The following is a 13763-nucleotide window of genomic DNA, read 5'->3' as shown; positions in this document are numbered from 1 at the left end:
GGGGCAACGAAGGGTCTGCGGGTCGGGTTTGGTTATGAACTGAACTCGAAAGTCGAGCGGGCCATTGTCCGGGGGTCGACCTACCTTCATGTGAACTTCGATTTCGATGAGGCGAACAAAACGCTGGACAGCATCGATGCGCCGCTTGCCATCGTCGGCCTTGGTGCGCAGTCGCCGGTCATGGACTTGGAATTTCTTGATAGTAACGCCGGTGCGAAGGGCTTCATCGCGCGTCTGAACGAAAAGTCGGCGAGCATTTCCGTGCGTGGCGCCTTCACGGCAGCGGTGGTGGAAAGGCTGGGCGGCAAGAACATCCGCATCACAGGTTGTCCGTCGCTGTTTTACACGTTGCAATTGCAACCGGTGCAGGTGCCGGAAATGTTGTCGATGCCCGAACGGTCGATCGGTTTGTCGCTTCACACCGGACTGACAAAGAACATCTTCTGCCACGCACCGGCCGATGCACGGGCCAAGCACGCACTTGCGCTGAACTGGGCTGTTGAAAATGCGGTCAACGCGAGCTTCTTCGAACAGGGAGTGTTGGAAGAATATGATGTGGCCGACCACAGCCTGTCCTTTGCGCGGCGCCGGGAGGCCGCGGTAGAGATCATCCGGCGCATCAAGGCTGAGGACAGCATCACGCCGGAGCGGCTGATGGCCCATATGGTCAGCGTCAAGAGCATTGAGGAATGGCTGGCCAAGGCGCGCGATCTCGATGCCATCGTCGGATTCCGGTTTCACGGAAACATGGTGGCGATGCTGCAGGGGAAGCCCAGTTACTACTGGGTATATGATTCCCGCCTGACGGAATTTTGCCAACTCTATGGATTGCCTTACCAGGATGTGACGGAGGAATGGCGCGACCCCGCCCAAGCAATCATCGAACACGACTGGAACACGGCGAATGCGCGCATGGCGGCCTGTTTTGAAGAGTTGAAGGCCTTCTATGCAGAGAACGGATTTATGACGAACTTCTCTTGAAGATCAACATGTCCATGGAATATCGAATCTTGCGCCGATTTGTAACCCTGCATTGGGTAATCCACGTTGGGCGTTGTTGCGGCAGGACAGATGTGCGTTGATCGGGAACGTGCGTCACCTGACGAGCAAGGAGTAAACAGAACGCAAGGCGGCGCGGGCGCAGGCACAGTGCGGCCTTTTCAATGTTGCCATTCGTTGACCCGGTAGTTAAACCATTTTGGCACCTGGGGGTGTAAGGCCAAGGGGAAATGCGCCCTGCGGGATTGCGCGTTATGTGCTCTCAAGATCTGACCCCTCGGTGGTCGCGGGGGTGAATGATGTTTATTTTAGCGCACAAGAGCGATTTGCCCAGGCTCGGGCATTTCGATTCTTCTATCCCGCTTGCCGTTCTGGAAGGCTTCGGGGCCGGGATGTCGGTATCGCTGGATGGGGTGCCGGTGCCCGACTTTCAGCTGTATCCGGGTCTGTTGCTGGGCATCGCCCTGACGGACGAGAGCCACCAGGCACTGGAAACGCTGTCTGCCCGCGTGTCCGAACGGTTTGCCTGCGCGCCGCCCGCCGTTGCCGACCTGACCGACAGCCCGGAAAATGATGTCCCGGCACAGGCCTCCGCCGCCGTCATCGCGGCGCTTCAGGCCGAACTTGACCGGGTGACGGCGGGCAATGTGGCCCTGACCCGGGCCATCGCAGCGGTGCGCGGCGACCACGAACGCACGCAGGCCGCGTTCGCCCGGCTGGAAAATTTCGTCCTCGGCAACAATCTGGCAAAGCGCACCGAATGTCTGTCCCTGCTGCCCGCGCGGGAGCTTGGGTCAATCCTCCTTTCGCAGGACAGCGCGGTCGAACAGCGCCTGCCGGTTGGCAGCAGCGGGCTGAGCGACATCGGACTGTTCGTCGCGGACGTCGAATGCCCCCAGGATGGCATGTTGACCGTCAGCCTGCGGACCGTAGAGGATGACGTGTTGCATGCGACGTGGCAGGTGCTGGGCGATGCTCTGGTCGATGGTCGCATACGCCTGACGCTGCCGGTGGGGCTTTCGGTGGAGCAATTGACCCCGTCGCTGCAGGTCGCCTGGACCGGCGACGGGGTTGTCCGGCTTGCGGTGGCGATGTTCCATCCCGACCCACGGTTTCAGGCCCATGTTGCCGGCGTGCCAGACGGGCGGGTGCTGGCCTGCCGCTTGTGGTCCTATATTCCGGGTTGCGAAGCCCCGATTCCGGCGGTGGCTATCCTGCCGACGGAAGCCCCGGTCAGGCCGCTGCGCAAGCGCGTGCTGGACGCCGAAACCTTGCACGAAACCATCAATCTGGTGCCCGACAATCCGCATTTCCGCGTCCTGCCCGAAAATGATGCCCTGCTGGTGCATCCCATGGGCGGCGCAGTTTCGGCCGCGGTTGTGCCCGGCGCGCTGGCGGCCACGGCGGCGCTGATCCGGGCGCAGATTCTGACGCGGTCTGCCGAGGCGCAGGACATCGAATATGCCATGGCCATTGCGCCCGCCGATTTGCGGCCGGCACCGGGAGAGGCCCTGCCGCCTTTCAGTGAGGATGCGGTTACCGGATGGGTCCGCCTGCCGCCGCAGGAAACGGGCGATCTGCTGCTGCCGGTCACAACCCCGTTGGATGGCCCCCACGATCTGTATCTGATGACGCGCCTGCCGAAGGGGGGCAATGACGCGTCCCATGCCCTGGCGACGTTCGGCCCGATCATGGTCACCGAATAGGCGCATGCGATGACAGTCAAACTGGACTCCCCCGCGCCGCGTCTGGCAATCCTGATCCCGATTTTTCGGCATCCTGCCCTGTTGATCGAAGCCATCGAAAGCGGGCTGTCGCAGCGCTTTTCGGGCGGGCTGCGGCTGCTGCTGGTGAGCGACGGCTGTCCGCTGCCGGAAACGGATGCCGTCTGCCGCGATTACGCCCGTGCCTACCCGCAGATCGTCACTTATTTGCGCAAGCCCAACGGCGGCCTGAGCGACGCGCGCAACTTCGGCATCCGCCATGTGCTTGCGCATCTGCCGAGTGTCCAGGCGATCTACATGCTGGATGCCGATAACCGGCTGCGGCCGGACGCGATGGCGCGGGCGATGGCGGCGCTGGACGAGGATCCGTTGGTTGACTGGATCTACCCGAACATCGACATGTTCGGATTGGAGAAGCTGGTCGATTATGGCGGTTTGCACTCGACGTTGATTCATACCCATATGAACATCTGCGAGGCGGGTAGTCTCATCCGTCGGCGTGTCTTCGAAGCTGGCGTCCTGTTCGATACGGACTTCAAGATGGGCTGGGAAGATTGGGACTTCTTCCTCTCGGCGGCGCGTCACGGCTTCCGCGGCAAGAATATAGAAAATTTCGGTTTCCTGTACCGCAAGCGGCCCGAAAGCATGCTGGCGGATTCGGAGCGGGAGCAGGGCGCGCTGCAGGGCGCGATGCAGCAGAAGCACAAGCCGGTCTTCCAGCCGCGTGCGCTATTGAAGCTGGAGCAGGACGAAGCCTCCCGCTATGCAATCCATCTGTTCGACCGTTGCCAGGTGCTTTACTGCGTGGACCCGCTGGCCGAGGGTGCGCGCAGCATAGGGTTCGACACGTTCGAAACGGAATATTGGCGTTCGCGCACGGACAAGGGCCGCAGCCGGACCCCGCCCTTCAATATCGTGATGCCGGGCGACGTGATGGATGGTCTGCGGCAGGCGGGGCTTCTGCACTGGGTGTTGTGGAAGATGGAAACGATGCTGGCCACGAGCGGCATCGTGGTGCTAACCGTCTCGCCCGGTGAGGAAAACCGGTTTTCGGTGGCCGAGATCGCCAATGCCGGCCGAAACGGCACCCATCGCGGGGCGATTGCCCTGGCCATGAGCGCAAAGCTGTTGGACGATGTGATCCGCGACCCGCAGTCCGACTGGATCGACTCGCTCGGGCGCAATGTCTGCGATCCGCCGGTTGCCGCACTGCACCTGCGCCTGCCGGCGGCGTCGCCCGTCCTGCTACAGCTGCGCAGGCCCTCGGTGGTGTTCGACACGCTTTCCCTCATCCACCGGATGCGCGTATCGCGTTATCGCGAGGCGGGGATGCGGGCCTGGGGACATCGGGAGAACGGCATCCCCTTGCGTGGCCGCGAGCACGAGATTGTCCGGGGCCGGATCGCGCGCGCGCCGGTGTTTCCGAAAGTGGCGGACGGGCGGCGGCACATCGGCTTCCTGCTGCCAATGGTCGAGTTCGGCGGGGTGGAAAAGGTGGCCCTGCAGATGGCGCGCGGCCTGCGCGCGCATGGCTGGGTGCCGCATGCCGTTGTGCTGGAGGCGAATGATGTCGCACTGACCCCAGACTGGAACTCGGTTTTCGAAAGCACAAATCTGTCGGTCGATCCGGGATTCAAAACATGGGGCGGGGGGGCGCAAGATTATCTCGGCACCAATGTTCCGGCCTGGGCTGGCGCTGGACAGCATGGCAATGCTCTCGGCTTTCTGCACTGGTTCGATGCCGTGATGAATTTCCACGGCGGTGCCATTGCGGGCGTGATGGGCCAGTTGCGCCGAATGGGCATTCGCACACTCGATTCGCTGCATCTGAATGATCTGTCCCCGCTCGGGCGACCGGTCGGCAATACCTACCTCGGCCTTGCCTATGAACATGCCTTCGATTTCTTCGTGCCGTGTTCGCATAAGCTGGGTGACTGGCTGCATGGCATGGGCGTGCCGCGCGACAAGATCGTGCCGGTGCCCAACGGGCCGGGTTTCGAGATCGCGCCCGAAGTCAGCGCCAGGGCTGTCGAGGCGCGCGCTGCGCGGCCGGCGACGCAGCCCTTGCGGGTATTGTTTCTTGGCCGGCTCGACCGGCAGAAGGGCCTGGACCGTTTGACCGAAGTTGTTCGCAAGACGCGGGAGCGCAAGGTCAGTCTGGACTGGCGGGTGATCGGGAAATCGCTCTTTGCGGCGGATGCACCGCCGCTGGCGCCCGAGATTGCCAGATTGCTGGAGCCGCCGCTGTCGCGGCCTGCAGACCTTGCCGCTGCCTATGCCTGGGCGGATGTCGTGGTGCTGCTGTCGCGCTATGAAGGCTTGCCGCTCACGATTCTGGAGGCGCAGCGCGCCGGAGCCTGGGTGATAGCGACCGATGTGGGCGCAGTCGCCGAAGTGGTGCGCAACGGCGAGAACGGCGATCTTCTGGACGATGGCGACGCTGTTGCCGGCTGTGTGCGGGCGCTGGAGCGATTGGCGAAGGCGCCGGCGCTTGCGCGCACGGCCTGGGTTGACGGGGTGGCTCCCGCCGGTGGCACCGCGGATTGGGCGGCCCTGGTTGAACCGCTGGCGCGGGCGCTCCAGCCACCGTTGCCGGTCTCAACGATTTCGCATTGATGGATGGTGGGATCGGTCGACGCGGGCGACGCCCTGCAATCGCCGAACCAGTAGAGTCACGCGCTGAAGGTCGACTTTGCAGCGATGTTGACCAAGATGATCATGCGGTATCCTGCCAGCGCGTGCCATTATTCTTCTTAACGCTGGCGCTTGCACGTTGCGACCGCCGGCGTGGCCACATTTTGTCAAAGCCGGCTGCGTCCAGTTGCTGATCCCGAGTGATTGGAGAAGGCCTGCTACTTGATGTGATCTATCGGCCAATTTTCGCTGATTCGTCCTCGTCTTTCAAGTGCGTTGGATAATATTTCGAGTACTTCCTTCGCGATGCCGCCGGTGGTGAGCGCGTGCTCCCAGAGTTGGTCAATTAGGGTGCCTTATGTAAAGTCGAAATAATTCACGATCTATCGTAAATGTGTGCCCAAACTGTAGTGTTTGACGCTATAAAACAACAGTAATAATGTTTCACGTGTATCTTGTTGTCGGAAATCGCATTATATTGACATTCGAAATCTTTCTGGCTAGGTTGGTAATTTTTGAGGTGCAATGCTGCGGCGGCATCTTCGGTCCGCCCCATCCGAGATAAATCAATCTCGTAGTTTTGCCACCGGCCACGCACCGGATCAGCGTCGCCTGAAGGTCCGATTCTCCAGCTTGCCCAGCGTCGACCGGACCCGGCCGGTGGCGCGGCGCAGCGTGATCACTGCCGCGGCCTTGGCATCCTGCGTGGCCGGCGCGCTGGTCAGGCGCGCGATCAACACTTCGGCCGGGCAGGGCAGGCCGGTATTTGGATCGAGATAGCGCGGATAAAGCAGCAGTGCTGCGGCCACCAACTCGTCGAGGGTGCGCCGGGCCGTGCGCCGCGCCGGCACCGGGCCGCGATCGGTGGTCAGGCCCCAACCGGCATAGAAGGGCACGCCATGTACGGTCACCGGCTTGTGGCGCAGCAGCGCTTCGAAGCCGGCGAGCGAGCTGTTGACGTGCAATTCATCGGCCATGGCAATCAGGGCGGCCATCGGCGCCCGCGTTTCCACATGATCGGCCAGTGCGGCCACATCAGCCGTCGCGATATGACCGCGGCGGTGGCCAGCCAGCACATCGGGATGTGGCTTGTAGATCAGAAAGGCGTCACGCCCGGCCTCGACACGGGCGCGACGCAGCAGTTCCAGGTTGGACGCCAGCGCGCCCCCGCTGGTGACTGCGCGATCATCTTCGACCTGACCCGGTACCAGTACATGGCGGCGATCGCCACCCGGGCGGAGCAGGGGTTTGGCTTCACCGCGTTCATATTTCGACAGGCCGCTGGCAACGATGGCTGCGCGCAGCGCAGCCGCGCGCGCGACCAGTGCGGGTGAAAAGTCGCCGTGCTGCAGCAGGTTTTCGAGCTTGCTTGGCTGGTTGGGATCGAAGTGTACGCCGATGGCATCGACGCTCACCGACAGCGGCGGCACGCAATCGGCGCCGAGACCGGTCGAACGGATGAACCCGTCTTCCACTTCAAGCACGGTGGCCGGGCTGCGTGCCAAGGCAGCACTTTGGCGGCTGTTCAGGCGCGACCGCCACACGGCCACCTTCTGGCCAGCGGCCTGTGGCGGCAGATCGCGACGGAAAGGCGCTTCCGTGCCATTCCATAGCAGCGGCGCAACGGTGGGCTTCTTCCAATAGGCAAAGCCCAGAGCCGCCACGATGTCGCGATTGGCGTCGATCATCTGCCGCCAGAATCCTGCCAGTTGAATGGCTTGCCGGCAAGAGATCGGTTTACCGCTGAACGGATCATGATAGGTCCAATCAGTCAGATGATGGTGCAGCAAGGCTGCCACCATCGCATCGTCCGCAGGCCCTTCGCGGCCCTCGTGGCCCACCACCGTCACGCCGTGCCCGGCAGCGATGCCCAGCAGAATGCGCCCATCGTTTGCCGGCAGACGCACATGATCGGCCGCCGCCAGCATATGCCAGGGATCGCAATCCTGCGGCCAGGGCAGGGCACCCGACACCGGCGCCGCTGTGCCATCCAGAAGCTGGCGCGCGGCCGGGAGTGCGGGCTGTCGTCCCCAATAACAGCCACCCACACGGTGCTCGGCCAACGCAGCCAATACGCCATCTTCCTGCGCCTGCCCGCCGCGCACGGCAAAGCGCGGCGGGCGAGCGCCGGGGAAGGGCGGAATCGCCAGCAGCGGTGCCGCAGCCATCGCCTAGCTTACGGCGGCAAGGGCGATCAGCCGCTGCATCAGGCTGGGCAGGGCATCCAGCGGCACCATGTTGGGGCCATCCGAAAGTGCGGTATCGGGATCGGGATGGGTTTCCATGAACAGGCCATCGACGCCGATCGCGACGGCCGCGCGGGCAAGTGGTTCGACATATTGGCGCTGGCCCAGCGACCGGTCACCGCCGCCGCCCGGCAACTGCACGCTGTGGGTGGCATCGAACACCACCGGGCAACCCATTTCGCGCATGATGACCAGGGCGCGCATGTCCACGACCAGATTATTGTAGCCAAAGCTCGATCCGCGTTCACACAGCAGGATGTTGTCGCTGTTCACGCCGGCGTCGCTGGCTGCGCTGCGCGCCTTGCCCAGCACGGCGGCCATGTCGTGCGGTGCCATGAACTGGGCTTTCTTGATGTTGACCGGCCGGCCGCTGGCGGCAACGGCCGTGATCAGGTCGGTCTGCCGGGCCAGAAATGCCGGCGTCTGCAGCATGTCGACCACTTCGGCCACGGGTTTCACCTGATCAGGCAGATGGACATCGGTGAGCACCGGCAGGCCGGTTTCGTGTCGCACCTTTTCCAGCACACGCAAGCCTTCGTCCAGGCCGTGGCCGCGAAAGCCGTTCACGGAGGTGCGATTGGCCTTGTCGAAACTCGCCTTGAAGATCACCGGCAGCCCGAGGTCATCGGCCATGGCACGCAGCCGGCTGGCAATGGCAAGGCAAAGCGCCTCGCTCTCGATCACGCAGGGGCCGGCGATCAGGAAGGGCGGCGCGCCGGGTGCGCGGTTGAAATCGGGCAACATCAGGCAGTTTCCAGCATAGCGCGGCGCGCCAGTTGCGCTTCGATCAGCGGCGTGTCGGTCGGGTTGTTGAGTTCGATCAAATCCCAGCCCGGCGCCGGGCACACGGCGACACCCACCGGCAGCCCGGCATCCAGAAAGCGCAACTGTTCAAGCCCTTCCTGCAATTCGATGGCCGCCGGGCCGGCAGCGACATAGGCGTGCAGCGCTGCGGGGCGATAGGCATAAAGCCCGACATGCAGCAGTACCGGCTGGGCAGGGGTGGTGCCCGGCGCGACATGGGGAATGATCGATTTCGAAAAATACAGGGCGTTGCCGCCGCGATTGCACACCACTGTCGTGCCTCCCACCCGGCCGGCAGCCGCATCGGATTGCAAGTGGGCAAGCACAGCAGCACTGGCCGGAACCGCGGCGGTTGCCAGCGCCAGTCCCGGATCGGCAGCCAGGCGGGCGATCACCGCGCTCACCATGTCCGCCGGCATCAACGGCGCATCCCCTTGCAGGTTCACCACGATGTCCGGCGCCTCCGTCAACCCGGCCAGGGCGGCGGCGCAGCGTTCGGTGCCATTCAGACAGTCGGGGGGCGTCATGATCACGGCCATGCCAGCGCCGGTGGCATGGTTCGCGATGCGATCATCATCGGTTGCCACGACACATTGCGCGACGCCGGGAACCGCACAGGCGGCCGCCCAGGTCCATTCGATCAACGACCTGATCGTGCCATCGGGACCGGCAAGCGGCGCCAGCGGCTTGCCCGGAAACCGGCTGGAGGCAAAACGCGCCGGGACAATCAATGCGACACGCGCCATGGCCGATCAGGCCCCGGCCGGCGGCGGCGCTGCGATATCGTAAATCTGCACGGCCCCCAGAGGCCGGCGCGGCTGTGCTTCATCCACGACAAACAAGGTCGTGATGCGATGGGTCTTCATCATTTCCAGCGCTTCTTCGACCACTGCGGTGCGCAGGATGGTTTTTGGCGCCGGGTTCATCATGCCGGCAGCCGTGCCGGCAAAGATGTCCTCGGCATTGCGCCGCAAATCGCCGTCGGTGATGATCCCCACCAGCAGGCCATCGCCATCCAGCACACCGGTCATGCCCAGCCGTTTTTCGGTCATGGTCAGCAGCACGGAGCGCATCGGGGTGTCCATCGTCACCAGCGGCAGCCGATCACCGGCATGCATGACATCCTGCACGCCGCGCAACTGCAGGCCGATGAAACCGCCGGGGTGCAGCGCACGAATATCCTGTCCCGAAAGGCCGCGGGCGCGCATCGCCGCCACCGCCAGCGCATCGCCCAGTGCAATCATCATGGTTGTGGATGTGGTTGGCGCCAGGCTGGCTGTGCAGGCTTCCTCCACCGCCGGCAGCAACAGGCCCAGATCGGCCGTGCGCATCAGCAGCGATGTTGCATTGCGCGACACCCCGACCAACGTGCAACCGATGCGCTTGGCGTGCAGACACAATGGTTGCAGTTCCACCGTGCCGCCGCTGTTGGAAAAAACCAGAAGCAGATCGCCCGGCATCACCATGCCAGCGTCCCCGTGCGCCGCTTCGCCAGCGTGCACGAACTGCGCCGGCGTGCCCGTTGCGGCAAACGTCGCTGCAATCTTGCGCGCCACATGGCCGGATTTGCCAATACCCGATACGATTACACGCTGACGGCAGGCGATAATGGCCTCGACGACTGCGGAAAAGCTGCCGTTGATGAATTCGCTCAACTTCACCAAGGCATCCGATTCCAGGGCGATGACTTCCCTGCCGATATCCTGGTGCCGATCGCCGTTCATGGTCTTGTTGCTGCCCGCGCTGCGTTCATCCGGCTTGGCGGGCCCGCCAGCCACGGCGTAAGTCACGGTCAAGCGCGGCCTTGACAAGGCGGCCGCGATGCTGCCCGCATGATTTGATGCAGATACTGCCTGTCGATCCGCCATTGCTGCCCCCTGTAACCGTCTTATCGATCTTGTTCGACCTGGATGGCACGCTTGTTGATTCTGCTCGGATTTCCTGCGCCATAATCGATACCATGCTGGCAGACCGCGGGATAGAAGGTCGTGCGGATCCGATGATGGTCCGTGCGATGGATGCGGTCGGCGGCGAAGCGATGATCGCAGCGGTGATGGGCCGGCATTGTCGCAGTCCGGCGCTGGAGATTGCCGAGTTTCGGGCGCGCCACGCGGTCGTCGCCACGCCGCCCGATCTGGCATTTGCCGGGGTCGCCGATGCGTTGGCAGCCTTGGCCGATGCCGGGCTGCGGCTGGCGATCTGTTCCAACAAACCGCAGCATCTGTGCGAGAAGGTCCTGGGCGATCTTGATCTGGCCCGGCATTTCGGTGCGATCGTGGGTGCTCGTGCCGATCTGCCGCGCAAGCCGGCACCCGATGGCGCGCGCCTGGCGCTGGCAGCCATCGGCGGCGACCCGGGCAGCAGCCTCTACGTCGGCGACTCGATCGTCGATATCGCGACCGCGCGCGCCGCTGGCGTTGCTGTCGCCCTGGTTGCCTGGGGATATGGTTATGCCGAAGCCCACGCCAACGCGCCTGATGTTGCCATCATTCCAACCATGTCGGCATTGCTGGCGCTTGCCGGCTGTACTTGATCCAACGGGGGCATTGTCACCGCGGCTGGCGCTTGAGGTGGGTGGCCAGCATGCGATCCCACATCATGCCGGTAATGGCATAATTGCCATTATCGCGGCCATGATGGTGGCGCATGTGATGCTGCTTTAATGCACGACCGATGCGGCCTTTCATCGGCCATTGATGGCAGGCATAATGCACCAGATCATAGCCCACATAGCCGGTCATGAAACCGAACAATACCCAAAGGCCGGATGGTCCGATCAGCGCCACCAGTCCGGCGCCCACCAGCGCACCCACCGGAATGCTGACCATCGGCGGCATCAGATTGCGCAGCGGATCGTTTGGGAAGGCATGGTGATTGCCGTGCAGAATGAAAACGAATTGCGCCAATGCGGCCGATTTTGGTTGCCAGTGAAACACGAAGCGATGCAGCGCATATTCCGTGAAGGTCCACAACACCCAGCCAGCCAGCGTCAGCGCCACGGCGCTGAACAACGAGGCTGTGCCCCAGGCGCCCCAGGCGATCAGCGGCAGTCCCACGGACCACAGGACCATGAACACGGGCGCGTTGACCACCGTCAGCTTCTCAAGCCAGCGGTTCTCAAACAACCTGATACGGGTTTGCGCACTGCCCATCGGTTCCTCCTGAATATATGGCGGGTTAACTGTCAAGGTCGTTTTGTTGCAATGCCACAAAGACGCGCCGTTTCGGAGGCGGATCGCAGGATATCCGACCAGTCGTGAAAATATCGTGAAAAGTCAGCGATTTGCATTGATGCGTCATTTTTGCCTGCGCTCACCTGGCAATAAAATGGCGTGTTCTGTGTCATTTCAACCCATTGTGCGACGGCTTGATATGCGTTTCGCCAGTCCGGTCAAGCAAATATGTAGGTTAGCATGCTGCGTTTGGCGGGTTTGTTGGCGATGCGGCGCAGTTCCGGGGTCGGCCAACATGTCAAAGGCCCCGCATCCTCGTCTTCGGCGCACCGCTCACCATGGGAGCAGCGCTGGCACGGGCAACGGACAATCCGCCGGTGGCGATGACGCCGTTGGGCTGCAACCACGCGCCGGCTCGATCGCCAACTGCCAAGCGTTGTGCATGACCGCGCGCTCACGCCCTGCTGAAATCGCCGTTCACGCCGGTGGTAATGGCGGCCAGCATCATGTGGTGAAGCTGTGCCGGGGTCAGATCAAGCGGCAGGCCATGCCCCTGCACGTCCACGCCGGCCTCGCCAAAGCGCAGCATGACGAACGGTGTGTGCCGCGCGCCATCGGGTGATGTCGCGCCCGGAATGCTGGGGCGATGATCGCCATAAAACACCAACAACGCCGGCCGGCGCAACGCTGCCATTTCGGCCTGCAGCCGCGCCAGCATTGCATCGCCCTTGCGCACCAGCGCCATATAGGCGCCGGACACATTCTGGTTGGTGCCTGGCCTGTCAAGCGGCCAGGGCCCATGGTTTTCGATGGTGACGGCATGGATCAGCGTCGGCCCGGTTGCCGCCCTGGCTCTGGCCATCACCATGTCCGCGATGGCGGCATCGCTCACATACCGGCCGTCTCCCGGACCGGGCGGCGCAAACTGGTCCATCCCGATCAGTTCGGCAAAGCCGGCGGACGGCAAAATCGCATCGCGCCCATAAAACCGCATATCGTGCGGGTGAACGAACAGGCTGTTCCAACCGAACGGCGCCAGGCGCGCCGGCAGGGCATAGCTTGCCTCGCGGGCGGCCGTGAGAAACGGATCATAGCGGCGGAACCCGAGCGCCGTCTCGTCGCGGCCGAACATCACGCCATATTCAGTGCGCATCGTATAGGCGCCGAAGCCCGGCACCTGGAGCTGGCCCCAGCGCCAGGCGGCCGCCCGCGCCGCTGACAGGCCTGGCAGCGCCAGTGCTGGATCACCGAACAAGTCAACGGGATCGGCAAAGGATTCGCATTGCACGATGACCACCAGTGTGGCCGCTGCAGCGCCCGACAGGGGGGCAGCAAGGGGCGCAGGGTCTGGTGTGGCGCGCCAGCGCAGCCAGTACAGGATCAACGTCGCCACCAGGCCATGGCGCATCACATCGGCCTCTGCGTCCGGCCGGAGCGCCAGATGGCGCCAGGGTGACAATGTCACGCAGATCATCAACCCTGCCAGAGCGCCGGCCAGCAGCGCCAGGCCGAGCAGATGCGGGCCGGCAGCCACCACGAAAAGCCAGGCAAGGCCGGCAGGCACGGCAACGGCGCCAGCCGCCAGCGCCAGCAATTGCGGACGGGTCAACGCCGTGAAATAGAATTGCGGGTGTCGGAATATCGCGCGCACCAGGGCCAGATCCGAAAACAGCAGCGGTTCACCCAGCACGCGATGCTTGGCATTCGATCCCAGTACCACACCGGCCATGAAGGCCAGCACCGTCAGCGCTGAAGCCAACGCATTGCCACACAGCGCCAGCACCAAGCCCAGCATGGCCAGCATCGCCAGGCCGTGCAGCCACAGCCCGGCAAAGCTGCGCATCATGATGACGTTGCGGCCACGTGGCCGCACCATGCCGTCCAGCACGATGGTTGCAGCCAGCAGGCCAGCGACAATGGGCACGATGTCGGTCACTGCGGTCGGATGCTCCTCGGCAAGCTATGGGATGGTCCGGTCAGGCTTTGCCAGGGCGCTGTACTAGGCTTGTGTTTCTGCATTCCGATAGAGCCGATTTTATGGCAACAGCCCGGCTGCATTCGCTGCCGCAACCGCTTTGCGCAATGTCTTCGGCCTGGCCTGCACTTGCCAATTCAACGCGGGCGAGGCAGGACAAATCCAGCGATGGGGTCGTTGCAGCTGCGGGCGTCTGGGCAGCGTATCT

General features: G+C 63.5%; 10 protein-coding genes. 4 read left to right on the top strand and 6 right to left on the bottom strand.

The annotated features are described in order from the left end of the window. From ACTIEZ_RS06170 to ACTIEZ_RS06160, 3 genes are all read left to right on the top strand, one after another. A partial coding sequence (locus ACTIEZ_RS06170; RefSeq protein ID WP_439545780.1) for a polysaccharide pyruvyl transferase family protein occupies positions 1 to 981 on the top strand: 981 nt, incomplete at its 5' end. A 410-nt stretch (positions 982 to 1391) separates the two neighbouring features. Further along, positions 1392 to 2705 carry a DUF6212 domain-containing protein gene (locus ACTIEZ_RS06165; protein ID WP_439545779.1) on the top strand — a complete coding sequence of 438 codons (1314 nt, stop codon included), beginning with the start codon at positions 1392 to 1394 and terminating at the stop codon, positions 2703 to 2705. Positions 2706 to 2714: 9 nt separating this feature from the next. Further along, positions 2715 to 5339, top strand: coding sequence for a glycosyltransferase (locus ACTIEZ_RS06160; RefSeq protein WP_439545778.1), 2625 nt, complete (start codon positions 2715 to 2717; stop codon positions 5337 to 5339). Between the two features lie 620 nt (positions 5340 to 5959). Here the strand turns inward: ACTIEZ_RS06160 and ACTIEZ_RS06155 are convergent. From ACTIEZ_RS06155 to ACTIEZ_RS06140, 4 genes are read right to left on the bottom strand one after another with little or no spacing between them, the layout of a single operon-like run. Then, positions 5960 to 7525, bottom strand: coding sequence for a capsular polysaccharide export protein, LipB/KpsS family (locus ACTIEZ_RS06155; RefSeq protein ID WP_439545777.1), 1566 nt, complete (start codon positions 7523 to 7525; stop codon positions 5960 to 5962). A gap of 3 nt (positions 7526 to 7528) precedes the next feature. Continuing rightward, complete coding sequence (kdsA, locus tag ACTIEZ_RS06150) at positions 7529 to 8347, bottom strand: 3-deoxy-8-phosphooctulonate synthase (RefSeq protein ID WP_439545776.1); 819 nt, start codon at positions 8345 to 8347, stop codon at positions 7529 to 7531. After that, positions 8347 to 9153 (bottom strand): 3-deoxy-manno-octulosonate cytidylyltransferase, encoded by an 807-nt coding sequence (locus ACTIEZ_RS06145; RefSeq protein ID WP_439545775.1) that lies wholly within the window; start codon positions 9151 to 9153, stop codon positions 8347 to 8349. Before ACTIEZ_RS06145 ends, kdsA begins: the two co-directional genes overlap by 1 nt. 6 nt (positions 9154 to 9159) lie before the next feature. Next, a complete protein-coding gene (locus ACTIEZ_RS06140) occupies positions 9160 to 10197 on the bottom strand; it encodes a KpsF/GutQ family sugar-phosphate isomerase (protein ID WP_439545788.1) in 1038 nt (345 codons plus the stop codon). A 50-nt stretch (positions 10198 to 10247) separates the two neighbouring features. Here ACTIEZ_RS06140 and ACTIEZ_RS06135 point away from each other — a divergent pair, with 50 nt between their 5' ends. Then, positions 10248 to 10940, top strand: coding sequence for an HAD family hydrolase (locus ACTIEZ_RS06135; protein ID WP_439545774.1), 693 nt, complete (start codon positions 10248 to 10250; stop codon positions 10938 to 10940). A 16-nt stretch (positions 10941 to 10956) separates the two neighbouring features. Here the strand turns inward: ACTIEZ_RS06135 and ACTIEZ_RS06130 are convergent, their stop codons facing one another. Then, complete coding sequence (locus tag ACTIEZ_RS06130; protein WP_439545773.1) at positions 10957 to 11478, bottom strand: sterol desaturase family protein; 522 nt, start codon at positions 11476 to 11478, stop codon at positions 10957 to 10959. A gap of 556 nt (positions 11479 to 12034) precedes the next feature. Beyond that, complete coding sequence (locus ACTIEZ_RS06125) at positions 12035 to 13504, bottom strand: LTA synthase family protein (protein WP_439545772.1); 1470 nt, start codon at positions 13502 to 13504, stop codon at positions 12035 to 12037. Positions 13505 to 13763: the final 259 nt, after the last annotated feature.

It is taken from the genome of Sandarakinorhabdus sp., assembly GCF_051860625.1.
Taxonomy (GTDB): Bacteria; Pseudomonadota; Alphaproteobacteria; order Sphingomonadales; family Sphingomonadaceae; genus Sandarakinorhabdus.
The sequence above is the reverse complement of the archived record's forward strand: the minus strand, read 5'-3'. Positions and strand labels throughout refer to the sequence as shown.